At 70.3% G+C, this 25,534-nt stretch carries 18 protein-coding genes; 10 read left to right on the forward strand and 8 right to left on the reverse strand.

Going from position 1 to position 25,534, the window contains the following annotated elements:
• Positions 1 to 32 precede the first annotated feature (32 nt).
• Positions 33 to 2,861 carry an ATP-dependent DNA helicase gene (locus tag G5B46_RS16310; RefSeq protein WP_165260380.1) on the reverse strand — a complete coding sequence of 943 codons (2,829 nt, stop codon included), beginning with the start codon at positions 2,859 to 2,861 and terminating at the stop codon, positions 33 to 35.
• Positions 2,862 to 3,060: 199 nt separating this feature from the next.
• Entirely contained in the window at positions 3,061 to 4,728 is a 1,668-nt protein-coding gene (locus tag G5B46_RS16315; RefSeq protein WP_165260382.1) for a M20/M25/M40 family metallo-hydrolase, read from the reverse strand.
• Between the two features lie 131 nt (positions 4,729 to 4,859).
• On the opposite strand from G5B46_RS16315, the gene G5B46_RS16320 reads away from it, so the two are divergent.
• The 4 genes from G5B46_RS16320 (at position 4,860) to G5B46_RS16335 (ending at position 8,987) form a co-directional block, all read left to right on the forward strand.
• Positions 4,860 to 7,508: a ligase-associated DNA damage response DEXH box helicase gene (locus tag G5B46_RS16320; RefSeq protein ID WP_165260384.1), complete on the forward strand. Its 2,649-nt coding sequence runs from the start codon at positions 4,860 to 4,862 to the stop codon at positions 7,506 to 7,508.
• Positions 7,508 to 8,215, forward strand: coding sequence for a ligase-associated DNA damage response endonuclease PdeM (gene pdeM, locus G5B46_RS16325; protein ID WP_165260386.1), 708 nt, complete (start codon positions 7,508 to 7,510; stop codon positions 8,213 to 8,215). The genes G5B46_RS16320 and pdeM overlap by 1 nt, the downstream gene beginning before the upstream one ends.
• A 76-nt stretch (positions 8,216 to 8,291) precedes the next feature.
• Entirely contained in the window at positions 8,292 to 8,633 is a 342-nt protein-coding gene (locus G5B46_RS16330; protein ID WP_165260388.1) for a hypothetical protein, read from the forward strand.
• Between the two features lie 93 nt (positions 8,634 to 8,726).
• On the forward strand, positions 8,727 to 8,987 hold the full coding sequence (locus tag G5B46_RS16335; RefSeq protein ID WP_165260390.1) for a hypothetical protein: 261 nt from the start codon (positions 8,727 to 8,729) through the stop codon (positions 8,985 to 8,987).
• Here G5B46_RS16335 and G5B46_RS16340 read toward each other — a convergent pair.
• Both G5B46_RS16340 and G5B46_RS16345 read right to left on the reverse strand, forming a co-directional pair.
• Positions 8,984 to 9,445, reverse strand: a complete 462-nt coding sequence (locus G5B46_RS16340) for a DUF3429 domain-containing protein (RefSeq protein ID WP_165260392.1) — start codon at positions 9,443 to 9,445, stop codon at positions 8,984 to 8,986. The genes G5B46_RS16335 and G5B46_RS16340 overlap by 4 nt on opposite strands.
• Before the next feature lie 245 nt (positions 9,446 to 9,690).
• Positions 9,691 to 12,675, reverse strand: coding sequence for an SEL1-like repeat protein (locus tag G5B46_RS16345; RefSeq protein ID WP_165260394.1), 2,985 nt, complete (start codon positions 12,673 to 12,675; stop codon positions 9,691 to 9,693).
• 202 nt (positions 12,676 to 12,877) lie between these two features.
• Here G5B46_RS16345 and G5B46_RS16350 point away from each other — a divergent pair, with 202 nt between their 5' ends.
• Positions 12,878 to 13,090 carry a hypothetical protein gene (locus G5B46_RS16350; protein WP_165260396.1) on the forward strand — a complete coding sequence of 71 codons (213 nt, stop codon included), beginning with the start codon at positions 12,878 to 12,880 and terminating at the stop codon, positions 13,088 to 13,090.
• Here the strand turns inward: G5B46_RS16350 and G5B46_RS16355 are convergent.
• A complete protein-coding gene (locus tag G5B46_RS16355) occupies positions 13,065 to 14,723 on the reverse strand; it encodes a bifunctional lysylphosphatidylglycerol flippase/synthetase MprF (protein WP_165260398.1) in 1,659 nt (552 codons plus the stop codon). The two genes, G5B46_RS16350 and G5B46_RS16355, sit on opposite strands and share 26 nt — an antisense overlap.
• A gap of 190 nt (positions 14,724 to 14,913) precedes the next feature.
• On the opposite strand from G5B46_RS16355, the gene G5B46_RS16360 reads away from it, so the two are divergent.
• The 5 genes from G5B46_RS16360 to G5B46_RS16380 all read left to right on the forward strand — a co-directional run bounded on the left by G5B46_RS16360 (position 14,914) and on the right by G5B46_RS16380 (position 19,507).
• Positions 14,914 to 16,122: an acyl-CoA dehydrogenase family protein gene (locus tag G5B46_RS16360; RefSeq protein ID WP_165260400.1), complete on the forward strand. Its 1,209-nt coding sequence runs from the start codon at positions 14,914 to 14,916 to the stop codon at positions 16,120 to 16,122.
• A gap of 31 nt (positions 16,123 to 16,153) precedes the next feature.
• Positions 16,154 to 16,765 carry a 2-hydroxychromene-2-carboxylate isomerase gene (locus tag G5B46_RS16365; RefSeq protein ID WP_165260402.1) on the forward strand — a complete coding sequence of 204 codons (612 nt, stop codon included), beginning with the start codon at positions 16,154 to 16,156 and terminating at the stop codon, positions 16,763 to 16,765.
• A gap of 1 nt (position 16,766) precedes the next feature.
• The gene (locus tag G5B46_RS16370) at positions 16,767 to 17,900 is read left to right on the forward strand and encodes an acyl-CoA dehydrogenase family protein (RefSeq protein ID WP_165260404.1); all 1,134 of its coding nucleotides are present in this window, start codon (positions 16,767 to 16,769) and stop codon (positions 17,898 to 17,900) included.
• Positions 17,901 to 17,984: 84 nt separating this feature from the next.
• A complete protein-coding gene (locus G5B46_RS16375; RefSeq protein ID WP_165260406.1) occupies positions 17,985 to 18,488 on the forward strand; it encodes a pyridoxamine 5'-phosphate oxidase family protein in 504 nt (167 codons plus the stop codon).
• Positions 18,489 to 18,808: 320 nt separating this feature from the next.
• Positions 18,809 to 19,507 carry a Crp/Fnr family transcriptional regulator gene (locus tag G5B46_RS16380; protein ID WP_240903537.1) on the forward strand — a complete coding sequence of 233 codons (699 nt, stop codon included), beginning with the start codon at positions 18,809 to 18,811 and terminating at the stop codon, positions 19,505 to 19,507.
• A 191-nt stretch (positions 19,508 to 19,698) separates the two neighbouring features.
• On the opposite strand, the gene pyk is transcribed toward G5B46_RS16380, so the two are convergent.
• The 3 genes from pyk to G5B46_RS16395 all read right to left on the reverse strand — a co-directional run bounded on the left by pyk (position 19,699) and on the right by G5B46_RS16395 (position 25,530).
• Positions 19,699 to 21,129 carry a pyruvate kinase gene (pyk, locus tag G5B46_RS16385; RefSeq protein ID WP_165260410.1) on the reverse strand — a complete coding sequence of 477 codons (1,431 nt, stop codon included), beginning with the start codon at positions 21,127 to 21,129 and terminating at the stop codon, positions 19,699 to 19,701.
• A 28-nt stretch (positions 21,130 to 21,157) separates the two neighbouring features.
• Complete coding sequence (locus G5B46_RS16390; protein ID WP_165260412.1) at positions 21,158 to 23,641, reverse strand: exo 1,3/1,4-beta-D-glucan glucohydrolase; 2,484 nt, start codon at positions 23,639 to 23,641, stop codon at positions 21,158 to 21,160.
• 383 nt (positions 23,642 to 24,024) lie between these two features.
• A complete protein-coding gene (locus G5B46_RS16395; protein WP_165260414.1) occupies positions 24,025 to 25,530 on the reverse strand; it encodes a tryptophan halogenase family protein in 1,506 nt (501 codons plus the stop codon).
• Positions 25,531 to 25,534: the final 4 nt, after the last annotated feature.

Here is a 25,534-nt window from a genome sequence, read left to right on the forward strand (position 1 = left end):
CCCTCCCCCCACGGAGGATCATCACGGCTCGTTTAATCGCGCGCTTCGGACAGAAATGCGGCCGTCGCTTCAATGACTTCCACGAGCGTGAGTCGCTCGATGGTCACCCCTTCGGGCAGACTTGAAAAGAGCCTCGTGGGCGCGGCCGCATCCAGCATCACGAAGACGCCCCGGTCGTCGGCCCTGCGGATCAGTCGGCCGAAAGCCTGGCTGATCCGGGCGCGGGCGATCGAGTCGTCGTAGCCCTTGCCGCCGAACTTGGTGCGACGGGACTTGTGCAGGATGTCCGGACGCGGCCAGGGCACGCGGTCGAAGACCAAGAGCCGCAGCGAGCGCCCCGGCACGTCGACGCCGTCCCGGATCGCGTCCGTGCCCAGCAGGCAGGCGTCCTCCTCGGCCCGGAAGATGTCGACCAGGGCGCCGGCCTCCAGCGGATCGACGTGCTGGGCGTAGAGCGGCAGGCCCTTGTCGGCCAGGGGGGCGGCGATGCGCTCGTGCACGGCCTTCAGCCGGCGGATGGCGGTGAACAGGCCCAGGGCCCCGCCGTTGGCGGCCAGGAAGAGCTCGCGCATCGCCGCCGAGACCTGCCGCGCGTCCTCCTTGTTGACGTCGGTGACGACGAAGGCGCGGGCGTTCTTCTCGTAGTCGAAGGGCGAGACCAGGCGCAGCACCTTGGGCGGCTGGGGCAGACGAGCCGCGCCCGTGCGCATCTCGGCCAGGGCGAAGGGGTCCTCCAGCGCCGGGTCGACCAGGGTGGCGCTGGTCACCAGCACGCCGTGGGCGGGGCTGAGCACCGCGGCCCGCAGCGGCTCGGTCGGATCCACCCAGTGGCGACGGCAGGCCGCATCGACGACGCGCCCGTACAGGAAGGTGGCCTCGAACCAGTCGACGAAGTCGGGATCCTCCCCCTCGAGCGAATCCGGGGCGTCCTCGTCGATGGCCTTCAGGATCGAGCGCCAGGCCGGCAGGGTCATCCGGGCCCGGCGGTCCAGGCCCCGCAGCGCGCCCTCGATGCGGGCGCGTTCGGACGGGCCCAGGTGCTCGGCGTCCTCGTCGAGCACGTCCTCCAGCTGGCGCGCCAGGGCCAGCAGCGGCGCCTCGATCCCGGCCAGGGCGCGGGCGGCCTCGCCGGCGCGCTCGCGCACCAGGTCGACGGCGGGGCGCGCGGCGCATTGCAGGCCCAGTTCCGGCCCGCCGCGATCGCTGGTCCGCGCCCGCAGCTGCTCGATGACCGCGACCAGATAGCTCTCGATCGGCCCGATCGGATTGACCTGCCCGTCCGGCGGCGCGATGCGGCCCGACCAGCCCTCGCCCGGCAGGGCCGTGGCGGCCTGGATCACGGCGCTCAGCGCCGCTCGGGCGCTTTCCTTGTCGCCCAGGATGTCGAGCAGGCGCGCCTCCAGCCCCCTGCCCCGCCGTCCGCGCCCTTCGGGGCCACGGATCCAGCGGCGCAATTCGGCGGCCTCCGCGCCCGACAGGGCGGCCGAGAAGGCGCTGTCGGCGGCGTCGAACAGGTGGTGGCCCTCGTCGAACACCACCCGCTTGACCGCCGTGGTCTCATTGTCGCCCTTCAGGCCCCGCGCCGCCCGGGCGCCGTCGAAGGCCGCCTGGGTCATGACCAGGGCGTGGTTGGCGATGACGATGTCGGCGCGCTTGGAGGCCCGCACGGCCTTTTCGATGAAGCAAACGCGATAGTGCTGGCAGCCGGCGTGGATGCACTCGCCCCGGCGGTCGACCAGGTTGGCGGCGCTGGCCTGGGCCGAGGGCTGCACGGCGAACAGGGTCGGCAGCCAGGCCGGATAGTCGCCGCCGGTCATGTCGCCGTCGCGGCTGACCCGAGCCCAGCGCGCGGCCAGGGCCAGGCCCACCAGGTCGCCGTTGCCCAGCTGGGCGCTGTTGACCTGCTCCTGCAGGTTCAGCAGGCACAGGTAGTTCTCGCGGCCCTTGCGCACCACCGCCTTGCGGGCGCGCACCTGCGGGTCGGGATAGATGGCCGCGCTCTCGCGCTCGATCTGGCGCTGCAAAGCCCGCGTATAGGTGCTGATCCACACCGAGGGCCCGTTGGCCTCGGCCCAGACGCTGGCGGGGGCCAGATAGCCGAGCGTCTTGCCGACGCCCGTGCCGGCTTCGGCCAGCATCATCCGGGGTTCGCCTTCGCGCTCCCGGGGCTGGAAGGCGAACGAGGCCTCGCGGGCGTAGGTGTCCTGAGCCTCGCGCACCTCGTCGAGGCCCGCGCGGGTGAGCAGCGACTTCAGGCGTTCGGAGGCGACCTCGGGATCGATGGGACGCGACAGCGGCTCGCCCAGCGGCGCGTGGTCCTCCCATTCGACCAGACGGCTCCAGACATCGAGGCCCGAGCTGCGAAACTGGTTGCCGACCGGAACCGAGCGCAGGGCGCCGACCGCCGCCGGCCCCCACGACCAGCCGGCCCGGGCCAGGGTCTCGGCCACGGCCAGGGCCTCCTCGCGCGACGGACGCGGGGTAAGGGCCAGTTCACGCAGCAAGAAGTCGGCGGCCTCGCGCAGGGTCTGGGCCTGGGCGGCGGCGCCTTTCGGCTCGGGCAGACCCAGCGCCATGGCCAGGCCCACCGACGACGGCGCGCAGAAGGTCGCCGGCCGGGTGAAGGCATAGAGCTCCAGCACGTCGAAGATGCCGGGATAGCGCATCGGCGCGTGCAGGTTCAGGCGCTTGGCGGTCATGGCCGCGTGGGCCACCAGCACCGGCCCATGCTCGAAGAGGTCGCGTGCGTCCGGCGGCCGGATCACCCGGCCCTCGCCCGAGCCGTCGGCCAGCCCGGCGCGCGGGCCGGGCAGCACCACCAGAGCCGGGGCAAGGTCAAGATTCGGGGGAAGCGCGCTCACGGGGAGTGATTAACACTTCGGCGCGGGGAAACGAACGGGGAACTGCTTTCCCCTTCTTGCTTGTCATCCCGGCCGTAGCGGAGCGGAGCGCCGGGACCTCCCACGGTTCCGATACGGCCGACGTGGGAGATCCCGGCTCTACGGATCGCTCACGCAATCCTCCGGCCGGGATGACAAACCAGGATGGAGTGAAAAGCCCCTACTTCCGCTGGCCCGCGCTGGCCGCGCGCACCGGCTTGAACTCCGAGCCCGCGTTCCAGTCGGGCCAGACGCGCGAGTTGGCGATCGCCTTGCCGGCTTCATAGACCAGGGCCACGTCCTGGGCCGCGCCGCGCAGGTCCCAGTCGGCGCTCCAGGCGTCGCAAGGCTGGTGGTAGCAGCGGGCGGTGTAGTCGGCGACCCAGGCGTCGCCGGCCGCGCGGCCGCCGTTCAGCAAGTCAGCGCCGCCGCCCAGACCCATCACCAGCAGCACCGGCACGCCGCGCTTGGCCAGCGAGAAGTGGTCGGCGCGGTAGAACAGCGCCCGTTCGGGCTTGGCGTCCGGCGTCACGGTGCGCCCCTGCGCGGCCGCGGCCTTGGCCAGGCCCTGCTCCAGCTCGTTCTGGCCGGCGCCGACCAGCACGATGTCCTTGGCGGGCCCCGCGGTCTGCAGCACGTCGAGGGTGTAGTTGGCGGCCATCTTGCCGAGCGCGGCGTCGCCGGCCTTCACGGCGTAGTACTCCGAACCCAGCAGGCCCCGCTCCTCGCCGGTCCAGGCGGCGAAGACGATCGAGCGCTGCGGCGCGGGTCCTTGCTTGAAGGCCCGTGCGACCTCGATCACCCCGGCCACGCCGATGGCGTCGTCGGCCGCGCCCGGACGGATGGTCTTGCCCTGTGCGTCCGGCGCGCCCACGCCGTAGGCGTCCCAGTGGGCGGCGTACATGATGCTCTCGTCGGCGTGGGTCGTGCCCGGCAGCTTGGCAACCACGTTGTGGCTGACCATCGGCTCATGAGCCACCTTGTAGGCGGCCGAGAACGCCGCGCCCTTCAGCGCCACCGGCTTGAACGACGGCTCGCGCGCCGAGCGCTTCAGGGCCTCGAAGTCCAGGCCCGAGCGCTTGAAGAGGTCGACGGCCACGTCCCGCTGGATCCAGCCCTGCAGTTGCAGCTTCTCCTTGGCCGGGTCGGGGCGGACGATGTCGTAGCCCTCGCCGTTCGAGGCCTTCACCGTGCTCCAGCCGTAACCCGCGCCCAGGGTTTCGTGGACGATCAGGGCGCCGACCGCGCCACGGCGCACGGCCTCCTCGTACTTGTAGGTCCAGCGGGCGTAGTAGGTGGCCGCCTTGCCGCCGAACTTGCCGTAGGCGGGCTCGCCGGCCTCGGCTTCCAGATCGGGGTCGCTGATCAGGAAGACGGCGACCTTGCCCTTCAGGTCCGCGCCCTTGAAGTCGTCCCAGCCGCGTTCGGGCGCGCTGACGCCATAGCCGACGAAGACCAGCGGGGCGTCCTTGATCGCCACTTTGTCGACCGGCAGCAGGGTCATGACCTGGGCCTGCTCGCCCTGGGCCAGGGCCATCGCGCCGCCGGCGGTCGAAAAGCTCATCGCCACCGGACCGTCGATGCGGGTGTGCACCAGCGGCACCTTCTGGGTGTAGGACCCGGCGTCGCCGGCCGGCTCCAGGCCCAGCGCCTTGAACTGCCCGGCGATGTAATCGGTGGTCTTCTGCTCGGCCGGACCGCCCGGGGCGCGGCCCAGGAACTCGTCGCTGGCCAGCACGCGAGTGATCTCCGACAGCTTGGCCGGGTCGATCGGAGCGCTGTCCTGCGCGTGGGCCAAAGCCGGCAGGGCCAGGGCGGCGGTCAGCAGAAGGGCGGCGCGGCGGGACATGGGCGAACTCCGGGAAACTTCGAGCGCGACCGTAGAAACCTCCGCCGAGATACGCAAACTTCGCACGCCGTTCGGTGGCTAATGTCGATTCCCCGCCAGAAACAGAACAGGAACATGCTATAGCCACCGCGATGGTTCCGGCCGACCTGCTTCCCCCGCGTTTTTCCGAGTGGTTCGCCGCCCGCGGCTGGTCTCCGCGCGCCCACCAGCTGGCGATGATCGAGAAGGCCAAGGCCGGCCGCGACGCCCTGCTGATCGCCCCCACCGGCGGCGGCAAGACCCTGGCCGGCTTCCTGCCCAGCCTGATCGAGCTCGCCGAACGGGCGCCGCGCAACACCCCGGCCGGGATCCACACCCTCTACATCTCGCCGCTCAAGGCGCTCGCCGTCGATGTCGAGCGCAACCTGATGACCCCGATCCGCGAGATGGGCCTCTCCATCGTCGCCGAGAGCCGCACCGGCGACACCGGCGAGAGCCGCAAGGCCCGCCAGCGCATCCGACCGCCCGACATCCTTTTGACCACGCCCGAGCAACTGGCGCTGTTCTGCGCCTGGGAGGGCGCGCGGGAATACTTCGCCGACCTATCGTGCGTGATCGTCGACGAGGCCCACGCCATGTGGCCCTCCAAGCGCGGCGACCTGCTGGCGCTGGACATCGCGCGCCTGCAGACCTTCGCACCGCGGCTGCGCCGGGTGGGGCTTTCGGCGACGGTGGATGATCCGGATCTGGTGAGACGGTGGCTGGGTAGACACCGACAAGAAGATCCTCCCCCCCTGGGGGAGGTGGCGGCGAAGCCGACGGAGGGGGCTAGCGCCGGCCTGCGGCCGTCCCCCTCCGGCCCTCCGGGCCACCTCCCCCAACGGGGGAGGATCGACGCCTCGTCCGTCGACCTCGTCCTCGGCTCGGGCGGCGCGCAGCCGGTCGTGGAGGTTCTGGTCTCCGGCGGCCGCGTGCCGTGGGCGGGGCACACCGCCCAGCACGCCATGGCCGAGGTCTACGAGATCATCCGCCAGTCGCGGACCGCCCTCGTCTTCGTCAACACGCGCTTTCAGGCCGAGTTCGCCTTCCAGGAGCTGTGGAAGCTCAACGACGACGGCCTGCCGATCGCCCTGCACCACGGCAGCCTGTCGGCCGAGCAGCGGCGCAAGGTCGAGGCGGCCATGGCCCGCGGCGACCTGCGCGCCGTGGTCTGCACCTCGACCCTGGACATGGGCATCGACTGGGGCGACGTCGATCTCGTCATCCAGCTGGCCGCGCCCAAGGGGGCCTCCAGGATGGTCCAGCGGATCGGCCGCGCCAATCACCGGCTGGACGAGCCCAGCCGCGCCCTGTTCGTGCCCGCCAGCCGTTTCGAGATGCTGGAGTGCCGCGCCGCCGCCGACGCCATCCTGGAAAACCACCTCGACGGCGAGCCGGCCCGCGTCGGCGCCCTCGACGTCCTGGCCCAGCACGTCATGGGCTGCGCCTGCTCCGAGCCCTTCAGGCTGGTCGACCTCTATGACGAGGTTCGCAGCGCCGGCCCGTACGCCGACCTCTCCTGGGAAGACTTCGAGACCGTCGTCGATTTCGTCTCCACCGGCGGCTACGCGCTGAAGACCTACGACCGCTTCCGCCGGATCGTCGAGGACAAGGACGGCTTCTGGAAGGCCCGCAACGCCCAGGTCGTCCAGCGCCACCGCATGAACGTCGGGGCCATCGTCTCGCCGGCCGTGGTCAACGTCCGCATCGGCGGCGGCCGCAGGCCGTCGCGCTCTGGGAGCGCGCCTACTTTGAGTGGCGCGCGGTCAGACGCAAAACCGGCTTCCACTTTTGCTGACCGCGCGCGCGGCGGCCGCAAGATCGGCGAGGCCGAGGAAGGCTATTTCGAACAGCTGACGCCGGGCGACACCTTCGTGTTCGCCGGCCAGGTCTGGCAGTTCAACAGCCTGGTCGGCGCCGACGCCTATGTCAGCCCAGCCCCGGCGAAGGACCCGAAGATGCCCAGCTGGGGCGGCTCGAAGTTCCCGCTGTCGACCTATCTGGCCAGCCGCGTGCGCAAGATGATGCACGACGAGGCCGAATGGACCGCCCTGCCCCCCGACGTGCAGGAGTGGATGGCCTATCAGAAGGCCCGCTCGCTCATCCCCGACGAGGACGAGATGCTGCTGGAGACCTTCCCTCGCGGGAAGCGGTTCCACATGGTCATGTACCCGTTCGAGGGGCGCCTGGCCCACACCACCCTGGCCATGCTGCTGACCCGGCGGCTGGACCGGCTGGGCGTCGGCCCGCTGGGCTTCGTCTGCAACGACTATGCGCTGAACATCTGGTCGCTGCGGCCGATGGACGAACTCGACCTGCCTGACCTCTTCGACCAGGACATGCTGGGCGACGACCTCGAGGACTGGCTGAACGAGAGCTTCCTGATGAAGCGCGCCTTCAAGGCCTGCGCCCTGGTCGGCGGCCTCATCGAGCGGCGCTATCCTGGCGAGGAGAAGTCGGGGCGGCAGGTCACCTTCTCGACCGACCTGATCTATGACGTGCTGCGCAAGCACCAGCCCGACCACCTGCTGCTGCGCTGCGCCCGCATGGACGCCGCGACCGGCCAGCTGGACGTGGCGCGTCTGGGCGACCTGCTGGCCCGCATCAAGGGCCGCATCCGCCATGCGGCGCTCGACAAGGTTTCGCCCTTCGCCGTGCCGATCATGCTGGAGATCGGCCGCGAGCGCGCGCCCGGCGACGCAGCCGGCGAGATGATCCTGGCCGAGGCGGAGGAAGACTTGATCGCGGAGGCGCTTTCCTAGTGACGAAGTTCCAGCTCAGTGACTGTGGAGGGCTCGCCGTGCTGCTGGCCGGACGCACGGTGCTGCTGCGCGGCTCCGGCGCCCTGTGGCTGGCGTCCGAGCGCGCGCTGGTGGTCGCCGACCTGCACTTCGAGAAGGGCTCGTCCTACGCCGCGCGCTTCGGCCAGATGCTGCCGCCTTACGACACCCGCGAGACCCTGACCCGTCTTGAAGCCGAGGTGGCGGCGCTGGAGCCGGCGACGCTGATCTTCTTAGGCGACAGCTTCCACGACGGCGCGGCCGAGGATCGCCTGGCGGCCGACGACGCCGACCGCCTGCGCGCGCTCGCCGTCGGCCGCGACCTGATCTGGGCGGTGGGCAACCACGACGCCGACGGCCCCCGCGCCCTGCCCGGCCAGGTCATCGACGAGATGGCCATCGGCGGCCTGATCCTGCGCCACGAGCCCGAGCCCGGCGTCCAGCCCGGCGAAGTGGCCGGCCACCTGCACCCGGCCGCCCGGGTCTCCAGCGGTCGCGGCAGCGTGCGCAAGCGCTGCTTCGTCACCGACGGCCAGCGCCTGATCCTGCCGGCCTTCGGCGCCTATACGGGGGGTCTGAACATCCTGGACCAGGCCTTCGCCGGCCTGTTCGCCGCCCCGCCCCTGGCCGGGGCGCTGGGCGGCAGGCGCGTGCACGCGGTGGGGCCCAAGTCGCTGCGGCCCGACTGACGCAAGCTAGGCCCTGGGATCGCCCGGGCGTCCGGCGGCGTTTGCCCGGAAACGTCCACCCGGGAGACCGCGCCCCATGCGCCCGCTGATCCCGAGCGTCGCCGCCCTTCTGGTCCTGTCGGCCTGCGCCAGCAATCCCGCCCCGCGCGACACCGTCGCCAGGCTCGACGCCAGCCATCCGCGCTATGACAGCGCCAAGTGCCGCAAGGCCCGCGCGGAAGCCGAACAGTACAACGAGCACCGTATCGTGCGCGCCGTGGTGGGCGTGGGCGGCAACGTGGTGGTCCCGTTCGCCGGCGCCGCGGCCGGCACGGCCCTGACCCACCGGCTGGAAAAGAAGAAGGCCAAGCTGAACCACGCCGTGGCCTCGGCCTGCCTGAGCGATCCGCTGGCGAGAAAGGCCGTGGCCGCGCGGTAGGCCCGGCGCGGGCTTCACGCGCCGCCAGAAAGCGCTTCACGCCTCGGGCGCGCGGCCGATACTGTCGCCACGGCGGCGGTGGGGAGGCCCTTCATGGCCTATCTGTTCGGGGCGTTGATCTGCCTCTTGGCCTCGGTCGCGCCCTACGCGCTGCTCATGCAGCTGTCGGTGGGCGCTGGACGGGCGGAGTTCCACATTTCGTGGTTCGTCTTCTCGCTGGCGATCGCCGCCGTCGGGCTGGTGTTCTGCGGCCTGGGCTGGAGGCGAGCACGCATCGCCGCGGCGCTGCTCGGCCTGGCTCTGCTCGGCCCCGGCGCCTTGTCGATGGTGCTGCTTCGGGAGGCCTTGGCCTAAAGGGCCAGCGCCTGTTCCAGCGCGAAGGCCAGCGAAAGGGCCGCGCCGGTGGTCAGCAGGGTGCGCAGGCGCGGACGCCAGGCCGGGCCTTCGTGGCTGGTGACGTCCCACAGCCATTGCAGCAGGAACACGAACAGGAAGCCGGAAAGCTGCCAGGCGGGACCGAAGCGCTCGGCGCCGAGCATCAGCGCCACGCCGGCCAGCGGCGGCAGCAGCGAAAGGCCCAGCGTCGCCCAGCGCGGCCGCAGATGGTCGATCTCGAGCCCGCAACGCACGCCGCCCAGATAGGAGAGCATGGCGGTCGAATAGGCCAGCAACGCCACCAGCGCCGGTCCGCGCTGTCCCTGCGGTCCATAGCAGAACAGGCCGGACGCTATGACGAAGGGCGCCAGGGTGCACAGGCCGAACACCCATACGGCGCGCGGAACAGGCACGCGTTCGGTCACGTGGTCCGTCATCAGCTCGTCACTCCTCCGGCAGGTCCGAAGACCTTCCCCCGCCCCGTTCGCGATCGCCAGCGTCCCGGCCGACCGCGCAAACCCTAGTCCAAACCGGCCCTTGGATTGTTTCACCCGGCCCGGTTTGCGTCGAAACGGTGACTATTACCGAGGTCGGCGCCCAGGTCCACGCCGTAAGTAGACAGCAAAACGCCCCCGGAGCGGGCTCCGAGGGCGTTTTTCGATCGACAGAGGCCGGCGCGCGGTCAGCGCGCGAAGGCCGACAGGCGGCTGAGGGTCTCGCCGTCCAGCGCGCCGGAGGCCGGCAGGTTCTGGTCGCGCTGATAGGCCTGGATGGCCATGCGCAGGGCCGGCGAGGAAACACCGTCCTTGGGACCCTGGTAATAGCCCAGGCTGGAGAGGGCGCGCTGGGCCGTGGCCATGCCGGTCGACGGCGCGGCGGCGGTCGCCACCTGGGTGGTGCGCGGCGCGGCGGCCAGACGCGAGCGGAAGGCTTCGGCCGAGCGTTCGGCGATGCGCTGGCTTTCCGGCGTCAGCTGACCGCGCAGCGCCGTGGCGCGGGCGCGGGCGTCGACGTCGCCGGCGCGGGCAGCGATCAGGTACCAGCGATAGGCCTCGGCCGGGTTCTGGGCGACGCCGCGGCCGTTCTCGTACAGCTGGGCCAGGTTGAACTGGCTGTCGACGAGGCCGGTCTCGGCGGCCTTGCGGAACCAGTTGGCGGCCGTGGTCAGGTTCTTGTCGCCGCCGTCGCCGCGATAGGCGAACAGGGCGATGTTGTGCATGGCGCTGGGATCGCCGCCCTGAGCCGAGCGCTCGTACCAGCGACGGGCCTCGGCCATGTCCTTCTTGACGCCGCCCTCGCCCATCTCGGCCATCTTGGCCAGCAGGAACTGGGCCTTGGGCTGGCCCAGGTTGGCGGCCTTGCGCAGCAGCGCGATGCCGCCGCGGTCCTTGGCTTCCAGGCGGCTGACCGCTTCGGCGAGAAGGGCCGAACCGTCGTCGACGGCGGGGGCCTCGGCTTCGGCGGCCGTCGCGCCCGACTGGGCGGCCGGGGTCACTACGGCCATGGCCACGCGCGGCTGGGCCGGGGTGGTGTCGGCCTCGCCGGTCTTGATCTCGACGTCGGCGGCGCGGCCGGCGATGGCCCGGGCCACGCGGTCGTTGAGCGGACCGTCGCCATCCTTGGGCAGCAGGGTCAGGCCCGCCGTGCCGACGCCCAGGGCCGCTGCGCCGGCCGAAACCAGCAGCGCGGTGACCAGGGTCGAGGACGAACGCTTGTCCTTCTTCTGCAGCGCCTTGCCGAAGCCGGCGAACAGCGACTTGGCGGCGGCCTTGTCGGCCTTGGTCTTCGCCTTGGCCTTGGTTTCGGCGCCGGCGGCCGCGGCGCGGGCGGCGGCGCGGGCCTGCTCGATGACCTCGCGGGTCGACAGCGCGCGGGGCGGCGCCATCGGCAGTTCGGGCTCGGGATCGAAGGCGTCGGCCTCGAACGACGGCGCCTCGACCTGCGGGGTCGCGGCGAAGCCGTCGGCGGCCTCGAAGTCCTCGTCGGCGAAACCGGGCGCCTGGGGCTCCTCGACCGGGAAGCCGGCGTCGAAGCCGCCCGAGGCGGACCAGCCGGTGTCGACGGTCGGGGCCTGGGCGGACGCCGCTACGGCGGCCGGCGCGACGGGCGCCTGGAAGCCGGACTGCGGGAAGGCCGGCTGCTCGAACACGTCCTCGGAGACGGCCTCGCCGCCGAACGAGAAGCGATCGGTGTCGAAGGGCGACGGTGCGGGCGCGGCCTGGCGGGCCGGAGCCGGCGCAGCAGCGGGCGTCTCGGCCAGGCGACGCTGAGCGTCGGCCAGGCGGGTGTCGATCTTCTCGCGCGCCTCGTCCAGCAGGCGGGCGGTGCGCTCTTCGGACTGACGGATACGGTCGATCAGTTCCTGCGAGCTGCGCTCGGCGCGCTGGTTCAGGCGATCGGTAACCCTAACCACCTGGTCGCCGACATCGTCGATGGCCAGGGCGTTGCGGCGCTCCGAGGCGCTGATGCGCTCGGCCAGCTTCTCGGTGATGCGGGCGATCTCGACGCCCAGCTTTTCCAGGGCCTGGGCCTGGACGCTGTCCGCGCGGTTCAGCTTGTGCTCGACGCTGGAGGCGATGCGAGCCACTTCGCCGCCGACCTGCTCGATCGCATTGGCCTGGCGGGCTTCGGAGGTCTGGATACGGCGGTTGAAGGCGTCGGCCAGGCCAACGACCTCGCGGCCCATGCGCTCGATCGCCTGGGCCGAACGCTGCTCGGCGGCCTGGATGTGGGCGGTCATCTCGCCCAGCTTGCGCTCCATGCGGTCGAAGCGGCCGTCGGCCGTCTCGCGCAGCTTGGAGGCCATCTCGACGCGGGCGGCCTCCATCTTGGCCGACAGGCTGCCGGCCAGTTCCTCGAGACGCTTCTGGGCGCTGCCGCCCTCGCCCTCGACGACCGACAGGCGAGTGTCCAGGGCCTGGAACGAACCGCCCAGCTGCTGCAGCGCCTCGGCGGTGCGGGCCTCGGCGGCTTCCAGGCGCTCCTGCAGGCGGGCGACGACCTCGTCGACCAGACCGGCGGCGGGCGCGGCGTCGCGGGCGGCGACCTTGGCTTCCAGAGCGGCCAGGGTCTCGCGGGTGCGCCCCTCGCCTTCGTAAAGATGGTTGGCCACGCGGCCGACGGCGTTCTCCAGCGCGCGCAGGGCCTCGGCCGAGCGCGGGCCGGCGGCTTCGTTCTCGATGCGGCGCAGGCGCTCGGCGTTGCGGGTCTGCTCGGTCTTGATCTCGTCGGCCAGGCCTTCGAAGCGGGCGGCGACGGCGATCTGCTCGCGTTCGGAATGCGACAGGCGCTGCAGCGCGCCGCGCACGGACTGGTCGATGCCGGTGATGGCCTGGGCCGAGCGGGCCTCGGCGGCCTCGATGCGCTGGGTCAGGCGGTCGAGCGCCGACGCCATGCGGCCCACCTCGTCGGCGGGATGCTCGGGCGCCTCGATGCGCGGCGGCGCCTCGGCGCGATCGGCCTCAAGGTAAACAGAGCGGCCGTTCGAACGGCCAGTATCGTTAACAGGATCGGCGGGAGGCGCGTCGAAACCGGCGGAATCACCCTCGATGATCATCCGGTTCAACCACTCGCCAAGGGTCATGCCCGAGCGACGGGCCAGGTCCTTGGCGACCTCCCGTGCCTTCGGGTCGATTCCCTTTACGCTCCATGGCGCTGCAGCAGTCATGCGAATCGCTCTCCCCGCACCTGGGGACCCACGCTAGTCACCGATTCCTAGCGTGTAAACGCGACGAGAAACGCTAGATTTAGCGTTCCTGTGGACAGGTTAACAGACACAGTTACCAAGGTATGTACAGATGATTTGGTTCCCATGTGTTAATGCGGATTAACCTATTGCCAGGCCGATTGTCGCAGGCCATCTGCGCCCCATGGACATGATCCCGACCCTGATCGCGGGCGCGACGACGATCGCCCTCACCGTGCTGTTCGGCTGGCTGGGCGCGCGCCCTTCCAACCCCGCAAAGGGTCCGCGCATGGCGCCGTGGCGTCCGCTGATGATGGCGGGCGCGGTGGCGACCCTGCTTCTGGCCGCTCACGCGCTCAATCTGCTGGGCCTTAAGACGGGCGACCCGCGCTATTAGGCCGCGGCCGTTTCGTCAGGCCGGACATGCCGCCTGACGACAGGAGACCGATGTCGGCGAGCAGGAAAGGGATGGCCCAGCGGCGAGGCGCGGCAATGTAGCGCGGCTGCCAGACGGGGTCGTACTTGTCCTTGTAGCGCCGCACGCCCTGGAAATTGTAGATGCCCTCGCCCCGCTCGTAGAGCAGGCGGCCGACGCGCGACATGATCGGGGCCAGCGGACGGTCGTCCAGGCCCGCCAGCGGGGCCATGCCGAACTCGAACGCCGTGTAGCCCTCCGCCTTGCCCCACTGCAGGAGCTCGACGAACAGGTAGTCCATGATGTTCTTGGGCGCCTCGTCGGAGTAGCGCATCAGGTCCATCGAGAACGACGCCTTGTGGGCCGTGGTCCACAGGGTGGCGAACGCGACGATGCGGCCTTCCGAACGCACCAGGGCGACGGGGAACTCGGCGACGTAGCGCGGGTCGAACCCGCCCATCGAGAAGCTCTTCTCGCCGCCGGCGTGGTGGGCCAGCCAGGCGTCGGAGATCACCCGCAGCTCGGCCATCACGGTCATGGCCGCGCCGGCCGGCAAAACCTCGAAGGCCGCCCCGCCCTCGCCCGCCTTGCGCCAGTTGCGACGCAGGACCTCACGGCGGCGGCCGGCAAGCGAGAAGCTCTCCAGCGGCACGATGGCGCTTTCGCCGGTCTTCTGGATCGCCAGACCCAGGTCGACGGTGTCGGGCAGGTCTTCCGGGCCCAGGGCGTAGAAGCCGGCCCGCGCGGCATGGGCGTCGGCCAGTTCGCGGAAGCGCCAGAACAGCTCCATGCGCTCGTCGTGACGGCCGATCGGCGGCCCCAGCGCGATCCACGAGCGGCGACGCACGCCGAACATCAGGAAGCTCTCGCCCGAGGCCGAGAACAGGAAGCGCTTGTCGCCCAGCAGGGCCAGGTTCGAGGCCGGCTCGGCCGCCTCGGCCTTGGCCAGGATGGCGCGCACGCGGTCGAAATCGGGGTCGGTGTCGTCGACGACCGGCGGGGTGGCCGGGGTGGCGATCAGCCGCCACACGCCGATGCCCATCAGGACCACCGCCGCGGCGATCGAGGAGCGGATGGCGCGCGCGGCCTCGCGGTCGCCCATGATCCGCATCCACGAACGGTCGGCGTACTCGACGTGGTTGAACATCCACCAGCCCAGGAACGCCGCCCCGCCGATGGCGGCCGCCGCCGACAGCAGCCAGCCGGGCGTGATCTCCATGCGCGACAGGGCCGCCTTGCGCGGGAAGGCTTCGTGGAAGGGCAGGATGGCCACGAAGAACGCGGTCAGGGTCGCCGTCTCTTCCCAGTTCAGGCCCTTGAAGATGGCCAGGACCGCGCCGGCGGCCAGCATGACCAGGCTGGCCCACCAGGCCGCGTCGAGACGCGCGCGCAGGCCGAAGGCCAGCAGCACCAGAACCAGGCCGATGATCGACGAGACGAAGTGGCTGATCTCGATCAGCGCCGACGGGGCGAAGGCCAGCAGGATGGCGAAGCGCGTCGGCTCCGACGGGGTCGCGCCGGACGCCAGCAGCAGCACGCCGGCCGAGGCGGCCAGGATGGCCGCGAGAGTCGGTGCGACCGCCAGCGCGGCGGGTCTCAGTTCTGGCGCGGACATCAAGACCCCTGAACGGCGAATCCCGGACCGGGAAACGTCATCGGCGCTTCTATAACGCGTCCGGGACGTTCTCGTCGCGCACGGCGATGCGAACGATTGTTTGAATCGACTTGCTCCGCGCGTTCCGTGGCGTAGTCTGGGCGCCGAAGCGGGCCGCCAAGCGCCCGGCACGATCCAGGGAGAGCCCGCCATGGCCGACTTCGGCGCCACCGAACTCGACACCTTCCGCGCCGAGACGCGCGCCTGGCTGGAGGCCAACTGCCCGCCGTCGATGCGCACGCCGATGACGGACGAGAAGGAAGCCCCCTGGGGCGGCCGCAAGGCGGAATGGAAGAACCCCGACGCCAAGCTCTGGCTCGACCGCATGGCCGACAAGGGCTGGACCGCCCCGATGTGGCCCACCCAATACGGCGGCGGCGGCCTCTCCAAGGCCCAGAACAAGGTGCTCGAGCAGGAGCTGCGCCGCATCAAGGCCCGCCCCGCCCTGATGAGCTTCGGCGTCTGGATGCTGGGCCCGGTCCTTCTGGAATACGCCACCGAGGAACAGAAGCAGCGCTTCCTGCCCGGAATCGTGCGCGGCGAGACCCGCTGGTGCCAGGGCTACAGCGAGCCGGGCGCGGGCTCCGACCTCGCCAGCCTGCAGACCAAGTGCGAAGACAAGGGCGACCACTGGCTGATCAACGGCCAGAAGGTTTGGACCAGCTATGCCGACCAGGCCGACTGGATCTTCTGCCTGGTGCGCACCGACACCTCAAAGAAGCACGAGGGCATCTCGTTCGTGCTGTTCGACATGACCTCGCCGGGCGTCGAGGCCCGGCCGATCAAGCTGATCAGCGGCTCCTCGCCGTTCTGCGAGACCTTCTTCGACAACGTGAAGGTTCCCAAGGAGCAGCTGGTCGGCAAGGTCAACGGCGGCTGGGAGATCGCCAAGCGCCTCCTGCAGTACGAGCGCCAGAACATCTCGGCCTCGGGCTTTGGCGGCAACGCCGGGCTGGATGTGGCGGAAGCCGCCAAGGTCCATGTCGGCGTCGACAGCGAAGGCCGCATCGCCGACGGCGACCTGCGCGCCCGCATCGCAGCCCACAAGATGGACGCTCACGCCTTCATGCTGACCGTCCGCCGCGCCGAGGCGGAGTCCAAGACCGGCTCGGGCCCCAGCGCCGCCGTCTCGATCATCAAGTACGCCGCCGCCAAGATGAACCAGGAGCGCACCGAGCTTCTGGTCGAGGCGCTCGGTCTCCAAGGCCTGGGCTGGGAAGGCGAAGGCTTCGCCCCCGACGAGATCGCCGCCCTGCGCGCCATGCTCCGCGCCAAGGGCAATTCGATCGAAGGCGGCACCAGCGAGGTCAATCTGAACGTCGTGGCCAAGCGCGTGCTTGGCCTGCTCGATCACCAGTGACAGCCTTCCGCCCAGCAGCGGAGACAAGGTCATGATCGAGTTCTGGTACGAGTTCGCCTCCACCTACTCCTACCCCGCCGCCATGCGGGTGGAGCATCTGGCCGCCCAGGCCGGGGTGGCGGTGCTTTGGCGGCCGTTCCTGGTCGGGCCGCTGTTCAACGAGCAGCAGGGCCTGACCGACAGCCCGTTCAACGCCTTCCCGGTCAAGGGCGACTACATGTGGCGCGACCTGCAGCGGGTCTGCGACCGCGAGGGCCTGCCGCTGCACCACCCCAGCCAGTTCCCGCGCAACAGCCTGCTGGCTGCGCGGGTGGCGATCTGCGGGCTGGAAGACGGCTGGACGCCGGCCTTCAGCCGCGCCGTCTACCAGGCCAATTTCGTCGACGACCTCGATATCTCCAGCGCCGAGGTTCTGGCCACGCTGATCGCCGGCGTCGGCGCGGGCCCCGAGCACGTCCTGGCCAAGGCCGCCTCGGCGGCGGTCAAGGACCAGTTGAAAGACCACGTGCGCCAGGCCCGCGAGCGCGGGCTGTTCGGCGCGCCTTCCTTCGTCACCGCCGACGGCGAGCTCTTCTGGGGCAACGACCGTCTCGAACAGGCCCTCGACTGGGCCGTCCGCCATCAAGACATGGAGAGCGCCTGACATGGCCGTCCTGACCGAAGAACAGACGATGCTGCGCGACGCCGCCAAGGCCTGGTCGCAGGAAAGCGCCCCGGTCTCGGCCCTGCGCAAACTGCGCAACGAGCGCTCCGGGCAGACCTTCGATCCGGCCGCCTGGAGCGAGATGGGCCAGATGGGCTGGGCGGGCGTCGTCGTGCCGGAGGCCTATGACGGCTCGGGCTTCGGCTATCTGGGCCTTGGCCTGATCCTGGAGGAGACTGGCAAGACCCTGGCGGCCTCCCCGCTCCTGTCCACGGCCCTGATCGCCGCCTCGGCCCTGGAACTGGGCGGCTCGGACGCCCAGAAGGCCGCCTGGCTGCCGAAGATCGCCACCGGCGAGGCGGTGGCCACCCTGGCGATCGACGAGAGCGCCCACCACAATCCGACGCGGATCGCGCTCTCGGCCACCCAAAGCGTCGACGGCTGGACCCTGAACGGAACCAAGACCTTCGTCCTCGACGGCGAGGCCGCCGACCTGCTGATCGTCGCCGCCCGTACGTCGGGCCAGAGCGGTCAGACCGACGGCGTCACCCTGTTCCTCGTGCCCGGCGACGCGCCTGGCGTCGTTCGCACCCACCTGTCGCTGGCCGACAGCCGGGGCGCGGCCCAGATCGCCTTCGACGGCGTCGAGGTCGGATCCGAGGCGGTGCTGGGCGAGGTCGACAAGGGCTGGGCGGTCCTGGAGCCCGTGCTCGATCGCGCCTATGCGGGCCTGGCGGCCGAGATGCTGGGCACGGCCAGCGCCGCCTTCGAGATCACGCTCGACTACCTGAAGACCCGCACCCAGTTCGGCCAGGTGATCGGCACGTTCCAGGCGCTGCAGCACCGCGCCGCCAAGTGGTTCACCGACCTGGAGACCACCCGCTCCTGCGTCGAGGCCGCGCTGGAGGCCCTGGACGCCGGCGCCGACGCCCGCGCCCTGTCGTCCCTCGCCAAGGCCAAGGCCAGCGAAGTGCTGCACCTGGCCTCCAACGAGATGGTCCAGATGCACGGCGGCATCGGCATGACCGACGAGCACGACGCCGGCCTCTACATGAAGCGCGCCCGCGTGGCCGAGGCCCTGTTCGGCGGGGCGTCGTTCCACCGCGACCGCTACGCGCGGCTGATGGGTTTCTAGGCGCACGAGGCGGAGCTCCACCCTAGGAACCGCCCTCCCCGCGACCGGTTCTCCTGCCCTCATCCCTGAAGGCAGGAGAACGCCATGAGCACCGATCCCCACGACAAGGCCGATGTGGAAAAGCGCCTCTGGAAAGAGGTCGAGAGCGCCCGCTTCGGCATGCTGGGCCTCGTCCACAGCCACCAACACTATCAGCCGATGACCGCCTTCGCCGAACCGGAGAGCGGCCAGATCTGGTTCTTCACCCGCGACGACACCGATCTCGCCCAGGCCGTCGCGGCCGAGGGCGCCGATGCGATGTTCGTGGTCCAGGCCAAGGACGGCGACTTCCAGGCCTGTATCGGCGGCCGCCTCAGCCGCGACCACGACACCGCCCGCATCCAACGCTGGTGGTCGCCGATCGTGGCCGCCTGGTATCCCAACGGCCAGGACGACCCGCACCTGACGCTGCTGCGCCTCGACGTGCGCGACGCCGAACTGTGGATCTCCAAGGGAGGCGCGATCCGCTTCGCCTGGGAAATCGCCAAGGCCAATCTCACCGACCGCAAGCCCGACCTCGGCGATCGCGCCCACATCGGCATCGCCTGAGTCCGATCACGGACTGATCGGGCGATCAGAGCCGCGCCATCGACGGCGCGGCCCTTTCCTTTGCGGCAGGCGGCGACGGCTCGTTGATTTCTCTGTAGTTTCAGCCTCGCCCAGCACTCTTTGTCGGGAACCCGACATAGACGAGATAGTTGGAGCTATTGCGCCCCGTACGGCCACAATATAGCCCCACCTCGATTTACTCCCGACGGCGCCTGCATTGCGTCGGCTACCTGACAGCGCCGCACCCCAGTCCTGCCTATAGCTTGCAACCCTTGCCGCAAGCCGGCGTTCGATTCGCCATGACAGGGCCTCTACATCCCTTGAAGAACCGTCTGCTCGCTTCTCTGCCCCCCGAGGATTTCGGCTACATCGCCGCCCAGCTGTCCCATCAGGACCTGGAGAAGGGGAAGCTGCTGTACGATCCCGGCGACCCGATCGACACGGTCTACTTCCCGCACGACTGCGTCATCTCGCTGATGACGCTGATGGAGAACGGCGCGGCCATCGAGTCGGCCACCATCGGGCGCGAAGGCGGTCTTGGCCTGATGGCCGCGATCTCGCCGCGCCAGTCGCTGTCGCGCGCCATCGTCCAGGCGCCGGGCGGGGTCTCGCGCATCAGCGCCTCGGCCCTGCGCGAAGGCGTCGATCGCAGCGCGATCCTGCGCGACCTGATCGAGCGCCACAACGACGCGCTGTTCGGCCACGCCATCCAGTCGGTGGCCTGCAACGCCCTGCACGCGGTCGAAGCCCGCTTCTGCCGCTGGCTGCTGGGGTTCCGCGACCGCATAGACGTCGACACCATAAGCCTGACCCAGGAGTTCCTGGCCGACATGCTGGGCGTCCAGCGCACCACGGTCACCGCCGTGGCCGGCGCACTGCAGGCCAAGGGCCTGATCCGCTATCGCCGCGGCGTGGTCGACATCCTCGACCGCCAGGGCCTCGAGGCCATCGCCTGCGAATGCTACGGCGCGGTGAGGAAGGGCTATGAGCGGCTCCTGCCGGAACCGTTCGGCTCGTAGAAGACCCCCTCCGGCCCTCCGGGCCACCTCCCCAGAGGGGGAGGATCTGGAAGCGCCGCGACCAAAAGATGCTCCCCCTTCTGGGGGAGCTGTCGCGGAGCGACTGAGGGGGTCGCCGCAGGCGTCATCCCCCAAAGCAAAAAGGCCACCGCCGCGAGGCGATGGCCTTTTCTCTATGCGTAGCGCCTAGCCTACCGCTTGCGCACCGGGAACGGCGCGTGCGCCAGGCGCAGCAGGTTGGCCGCGCCGGGGGCGCCGAAGGGCGTGCCGGCGACGATCAGGATGCGCTCGCCGGGCTTGGCCAGGTCCAGCTCCAGAGCCCGGGCGGCGGCGTCGGTGGTGACGACCTCCAGGCTGTCGGGCTGGGCGCTGACGCGCGGCTCGACGCCCCAGACCAGGGCCATGCGACGCACGGCCTCGATCTTCGGCGACAGGGCCAGCACCGGCTGCAGGGGCCGTTCGCGGGCCAGGCGGCGGGCCGTGGCGCCCGTGGTGGTGAAGGCCACCAGGCACTTGGTCGAACCCGACTTGGCCGCGCCGGCGGCGGCGACCACCAGCACGTCGGCGTCTTCGTCGACATGCGGCTGCTCGGCCTGCATCAGTTCGGGCCAGCGCGGGTCGCGTTCGACACGCTCGATGATGCGGTTCATCATCGAGACGGCCTCTTCCGGATAGTCGCCGGCGGCGCTTTCAGCCGACAGCATCACCGCATCGGCGCCCTCGTACACGGCGTTGGCCACGTCGGAGGCCTCGGCCCGGGTCGGGGTCGGCGAGCTGGTCATCGACTCCAGCATCTGGGTGGCGACGATCACCGGAATGCCGCGCTCGCGAGCGGCGCGCAGGATTTCCTTCTGCGCCACCGGCACCTCTTCCGGCGCCATTTCGACGCCGAGGTCGCCGCGGGCCACCATCACGCCGTCGCAGAGATCGAGGATCGGACCCAGGGTCTGCAGGGCCTGGGGCTTTTCGATCTTGGCCAGCACCGCGGCGCGGCCTTCGACGATGCGACGCAGTTCGGCCATGTCTTCCGGCGCCTGCACGAACGACAGGGCGATCCAGTCGACGCCCAGGCGCAGCGCGAACGCCAGGTCCTCGCGGTCCTTCGGCGTCAGGGGCGACATCGGGATGATGACGTCCGGCACGGCCACGCCCTTGCGCTCGGACAGCTTGCCGCCGTTGACGACCGTCGTGTTGGCGTAGCCGGGGCCGGCTTCGGTCACGGTCATCCGCAGCTTGCCGTCGTCGAGCAGCAGGGTCGCGCCCGGCTTCATCGCGGTCAGGATTTCGGGATGGGGGAGATGAACCCGCGTTTCGTCGCCCGGGGTCGGATCGGAATCGAACCGGAAGGCCTGGCCGGGCTTCAGCTGAACCGGACCGTCGGCGAACTTGCCGACGCGCAGCTTGGGCCCTTGCAGGTCGGCCAGGATGCCCAGCGGACGCCCAACCACCGCTTCGGCCGCGCGGATGGCGGCGTAGACGGCGGCGTGGGTTTCGTGGGCGCCGTGGCTGAAGTTCAGGCGGAAGACGTCGGCGCCGGCCGTGGCCAGCTTGACGATCATTTCCGGCGAGCTCGAGGCCGGGCCGATGGTGGCGACGATGCGGGAACGACGCGCGCGGATCATGCGGCCGCTCCTTTGTCAGTTTGGGGGATTATTTGGGACAGAAAGCGTCGCCCTCGTTGGACGCCAGCTGGATTTCGGTGAGCGAAATCGCCAGCGGCCCCGAGGTGCTCAGGCCGAAGGGAGACGAAACGTGCGCCATTTGGGCGCCCGCCGCCTGGAAACAGGAAAGTTTGATCTTGGCGGATCGCCATTCGCCGATTTTCGAACCTGACAACGTTGACGTTACGTCTAGCCTCCCACCGCAGGATTCGCCACAACCGACAGTCAGATAAACCGGCGCAACCGGAGCCTTGTCGACTCGCCACCGCACGAGCACGGCCATGTCGCCGGTGGTCTGGCGCGAGAGGTCGACGGGCGGCCCCTGCACCGCCAGCAGCCCTTCGCCCTCGCCCGTCCAGGTGGCCTGGCGGCCGTTTTCCTGGGCCCCGGCGTCGATCGTCTTGACCGCGCCCGCGCCCGAGAAGCTCAGCATCCACGGGGCAGGCACCCGGCCGGCGACGAAATAGCGGTCGACGCTGGCGGCGGTGCCGAGGTCGCCTGCGCTCTCCGACAGCGTCCCGACCTTGGCCGGCTTGGCGTAGGACAGGCCGTAGCCATAGGCGAACTGCGGGTCATAGCCGGGCTGGCCGCGGTTCAGCGGGCCCTGGTCGGCGCGCTTGGGCCAGCTGAACGACAGCTTGCCGGTGAAATCGCGCTTGGACTTCCCGTCCTTGCCGGCCACCAGCACGTCGGCCACGCCGCCGCCTTCCGAGCCCGGCAGCCAGGCCGCGACGAAGGCGTCCGAAGCGTTGATCTCGGGGTTCACCCACAGCGGGCGCCCTGACAGGAACACCGCCACCACCGGGATCCCCTGCGCCTTCAGTTTCTTGAGGAGCTCCAGGTCGGTCTTGCCGTTCGGCTGGTAGGCCAGGTTGGCCACGTCGCCTTGGAACTCGGCATAGGGGTCCTCGCCGAACACCACGATGGCCACGTCGGGCTTGGCGCCGGCGAACTTGCCGTCCTTGGCCAGGGTCGCCTTGCCGCCGGCGGCTTCCACCGCTTCCTTCAGGCCGCCCCAGATCGACTGGCCGTTGGGGAAGTCGCTGTTCTTGTTGCCCGTACCCTGCCAGGTCAGGGTCCAGCCGCCCGAGGCCTTGCCGATATCGTCGGCGTCGCCGGCCACCAGCACGTTTGCGCCGGCCTTGATCGGCAGCACGCCGTCATTCTTCAGCAGCACCAGAGATTTCGCCACCGCCTCGCGGGCGACGGCGCGGTGATCGGCCGAACCCAGGCGATCGAACTTGCCCTGCACCTGCGGAGCCACGCGGTCGAACAGGCCCGACTTGACCTTGACCCGCAGGATGCGGCGCACCGCGTCGTCCAGGCGCGCCATCGGGATCTCGCCCGACTTCACCTGCTTGACCGTGTTCTCGTAGAGGCCCTTCCAGCTGTCAGGCGCCATGTACATGTCGAGGCCCGCGTTCATCGCCTGCGGGCACGACACGTTCGAGCAGCCCTGAAGCTGGCCGTGAGCGTTCCAGTCGCTGACCACGAAACCCTCGAAGCCCAGGCGGCCCTTCAGCACGTCGGTGATCAGGGTCTTGTTGCCGGTGATCTTCTGGCCGTTCCAGCTGGAGAACGAGGCCATCACCGTCAGGATGCCGGCGTCGATGCTGGGCGGATAGCCCTGGGCGTGGATCGCGACCAGCTCCTGCTCGGAGATCACCGCATTGCCCTGGTCGCGGCCGTCCTGGGTGCCGCCATCGGCCAGGAAGTGCTTGGCGCTGCCGGCGATGCGGCCCGGCGCGATCGGCTTGCCGGGCGAAAGCTTGCCCTGCAGGCCCAGCGTCATCGGCCCCGAATAGCTGGCGACGATCTCCGGATCCTCGCCATAGCCTTCATAGGCGCGGCCCCAGCGGTCGTCGCGCGGCACGGCCACCGTCGGGCCGAAGGTCCAGTCGCCGCCGACCACCGCCACCTCTTCGCCGGTGGCCTGGCCGATGCGCTCGATCAGCGCCGGGTCGCGCATGGCGCCCAGGCCCACATTGTGCGGGAAGATGGTCGCGCCGACGATGTTGTTGTGCCCGTGCACGGCGTCGATGCCGAACATCAGCGGGATCGGCGTGCGCCCCGGGCGCTTGGCCAGGGCCTCCTTGCGATAGGCGTCGACGAGGTCGGTCCAGGCCTTGGGCGTGGCGCGGTCGTTGCCGTCGGGCGCCGAGTTGCCGCCGGCCAGGATCGAGCCCAGCGGATAGGTCGCCAGGTCCGCCGGGGTCATCGAGGCGATGTCGCCCTGGATCGTCTGGCCGACCTTCTCCTCGATCGTCATCTTCTTCATCAGGTCGGTGATGAAGGCCTCGGTCTTGGCGTCGGTGATGCTGGCCGGGCTCTTGGCAGAGGGCCACAGCTCGGGATGGGCCGTGGTCTGCGGGGTCGTCGCGATCAGGCTCGGCTCGCCCGCCAGCGCCGGCAGGGTCAGGCCCACGGTCAAGGCCAGCGACGAGGCGCGAAGGAGCGGACGGCGAAGCTTCATGACGGGGCCCTTGAAAGCGAGAAAATCCGAAAAGATCGGCGCGGCGAGCCCGCCGCGCCGCAGTGGGAGCAACCCCTTGCAGGAGGGGCCTCCAGCAACGCGTCCACGCGGCCGGAGGGGGGAACCGACAGCCGGAAGACGGCATCCCGCCGACGCGATGCGCCGACGCTGGAGCGGGATGAAAGACGACGGATGACGAAGGCCGCGGCGCGATCGCGCGCTGGTCGGCCAAGCGGTTTCCTTCCCTTGTTTCGTTTCGCGACCGTCATGCCCGCCGCCCTTCAGGCGCGTGGCGATAGCGGTCACATGGATCAGACACCATTTCCTGACAGCGCTGTCTATCTTCTTTTTGTATCGTTTCGTTTCCTCGCCCGCCTGCCCTTTCAAGCCGCCGGACGCGCCCGGCCCGCGATCATGTCGAGCGCCGCGTCGTGCGAGGGCGCGGCCTGCACGATCTCGGCGACACGCCGCCGCCAGCCGGAAAGGCCCTCGCGCACCTGCGAAAGATCGGAGAGTTCGACCAGCGGATCATGAGCGACCGGCCGTACGCCCATGCCCTCCAGCACGTAGAACCAGGAAAGCTCGGTGAAGAGCTCGGTCGGCCGGTGCGGGATGCGCCCCGTGCCGCGATAGAGCGCCAGCCGGTCGGCGAGGTCCGGCGGCAGGGCCGCGTGCGCCCGCTCGCGCCAGAACGGCTCGTCGCGCCGCGTAGGCTGGTAGTGCAGCACGATGAAGTCGCGCGCCGCCTCGTACTCGGCGATCAGGGCCTTGTTGTAGTCGGCGATGTTGGCCGCATCGAAACCCTTGTCCGGGAAATGGTCGAGCAGCTTCATCAGGCCGCTCGTCACGAAATGGATGCTGGTCGACTCCAGGGGTTCGATGAAGCCCGAGGCCAGGCCCAGCGCCACGACGTTGCGGTTCCAGAACGCCCTGCGGCGACCGCCGGTGAACTTCAGGATGCGCGGCTCGGTCAGCAGCTTGCCGGCCTCGCGCTCCAGGTCGGCAAGGGCCTCGTCGTCGCCGACATGGGCGCTGGAATAGACGTAGCCGTTGCCGGTGCGATGCCGCAGCGGGATCCGCCAGCGCCAGCCGGCAGGCCGCGCCGCGGCCTGGGTGAAGGGCGGCGGGTTGGCGTCGCGCACGGTCAGGCCCGCCACCGCCCGGTCGCAGGGCAGGAAGTCGCTCCAGTCTTCGTAGCCGGTCTTCAGCGCGCCCTCGATCAGCACGCCCCGGAAACCCGAGCAGTCGATGAAGAGATCGGCCGCCAGCCGCTCGCCGCCGTCCAGCACCAGGGCCTCTACGAAGCCGTCGTCCTTGAGGGTCGCGCCCTCGACCCGACGCTCCAGCCGGCGCACGCCGCGCTGTTCCGAATAGGTCCGCAGGAATTTCGCCACCAGTCCGGCGTCGAAGTGCAGGGCGTGGCGCATGCCGCCCAGGGGCCCCTGCCCCTGCCCGTCGGCGAAAGCCATGCGGCCCGCGTCGCCCAGCGCCGTGGCCAGGCTGTAGGCTTCGACGCGGGGATCATCGCCCGCCGCCCGCAACCGATGCCAGATGTGATGGAAGGGCCGGCGGTCGACCGACGGCCCGAAGGTTCCGAACGGGTGCCAATAACGCTCGCCCACGACCCGCCAGTCGTCGAAGCGGATGCCCAGCTTGAAACTGCCCTCGGTGGCGGCCATGAACTGGCCCTGATCGATCTCGAGCAGCCGCAGGAAGTCGAGGATCGGCGGAATGGTCGCCTCGCCCACCCCGACGGTGGGGATCTCGGCGCTCTCGACCAGGGTGATGGTCGTCTTCGTCCCGCGCAGCACCTGGGCCAGCACGGCGGCGGCCATCCAGCCGGCGGTGCCGCCGCCCAGGATGGCGATCGAGCCTATGGCGCGATCCATGGCG

Origin of the sequence: Caulobacter sp. 602-2 (genome assembly GCF_011043625.1) — a bacterium.
Taxonomy (GTDB): domain Bacteria; phylum Pseudomonadota; class Alphaproteobacteria; order Caulobacterales; family Caulobacteraceae; genus Caulobacter.

What these genes read in the sequence shown, in the direction of transcription:
- G5B46_RS16315 (WP_165260382.1), bottom strand. Translation starts at nt 4,728, where the DNA reads ATGTCCCGCCGCGCCGCCCTTCTGCTGACCGCCGCCCTGGCCCTGCCG.
- G5B46_RS16320 (WP_165260384.1), top strand. Translation starts at nt 4,860, where the DNA reads ATGGTTCCGGCCGACCTGCTTCCCCCGCGTTTTTCCGAGTGGTTCGCC.
- G5B46_RS16330 (WP_165260388.1), top strand. Translation starts at nt 8,292, where the DNA reads ATGCGCCCGCTGATCCCGAGCGTCGCCGCCCTTCTGGTCCTGTCGGCC.
- G5B46_RS16335 (WP_165260390.1), top strand. Translation starts at nt 8,727, where the DNA reads ATGGCCTATCTGTTCGGGGCGTTGATCTGCCTCTTGGCCTCGGTCGCG.
- G5B46_RS16340 (WP_165260392.1), bottom strand. Translation starts at nt 9,445, where the DNA reads ATGACGGACCACGTGACCGAACGCGTGCCTGTTCCGCGCGCCGTATGG.
- G5B46_RS16345 (WP_165260394.1), bottom strand. Translation starts at nt 12,675, where the DNA reads ATGACTGCTGCAGCGCCATGGAGCGTAAAGGGAATCGACCCGAAGGCA.
- G5B46_RS16350 (WP_165260396.1), top strand. Translation starts at nt 12,878, where the DNA reads ATGGACATGATCCCGACCCTGATCGCGGGCGCGACGACGATCGCCCTC.
- G5B46_RS16355 (WP_165260398.1), bottom strand. Translation starts at nt 14,723, where the DNA reads ATGTCCGCGCCAGAACTGAGACCCGCCGCGCTGGCGGTCGCACCGACT.
- G5B46_RS16360 (WP_165260400.1), top strand. Translation starts at nt 14,914, where the DNA reads ATGGCCGACTTCGGCGCCACCGAACTCGACACCTTCCGCGCCGAGACG.
- G5B46_RS16365 (WP_165260402.1), top strand. Translation starts at nt 16,154, where the DNA reads ATGATCGAGTTCTGGTACGAGTTCGCCTCCACCTACTCCTACCCCGCC.
- G5B46_RS16370 (WP_165260404.1), top strand. Translation starts at nt 16,767, where the DNA reads ATGGCCGTCCTGACCGAAGAACAGACGATGCTGCGCGACGCCGCCAAG.
- G5B46_RS16375 (WP_165260406.1), top strand. Translation starts at nt 17,985, where the DNA reads ATGAGCACCGATCCCCACGACAAGGCCGATGTGGAAAAGCGCCTCTGG.
- pyk (WP_165260410.1), bottom strand. Translation starts at nt 21,129, where the DNA reads ATGATCCGCGCGCGTCGTTCCCGCATCGTCGCCACCATCGGCCCGGCC.
- G5B46_RS16390 (WP_165260412.1), bottom strand. Translation starts at nt 23,641, where the DNA reads ATGAAGCTTCGCCGTCCGCTCCTTCGCGCCTCGTCGCTGGCCTTGACC.
- G5B46_RS16395 (WP_165260414.1), bottom strand. Translation starts at nt 25,530, where the DNA reads ATGGATCGCGCCATAGGCTCGATCGCCATCCTGGGCGGCGGCACCGCC.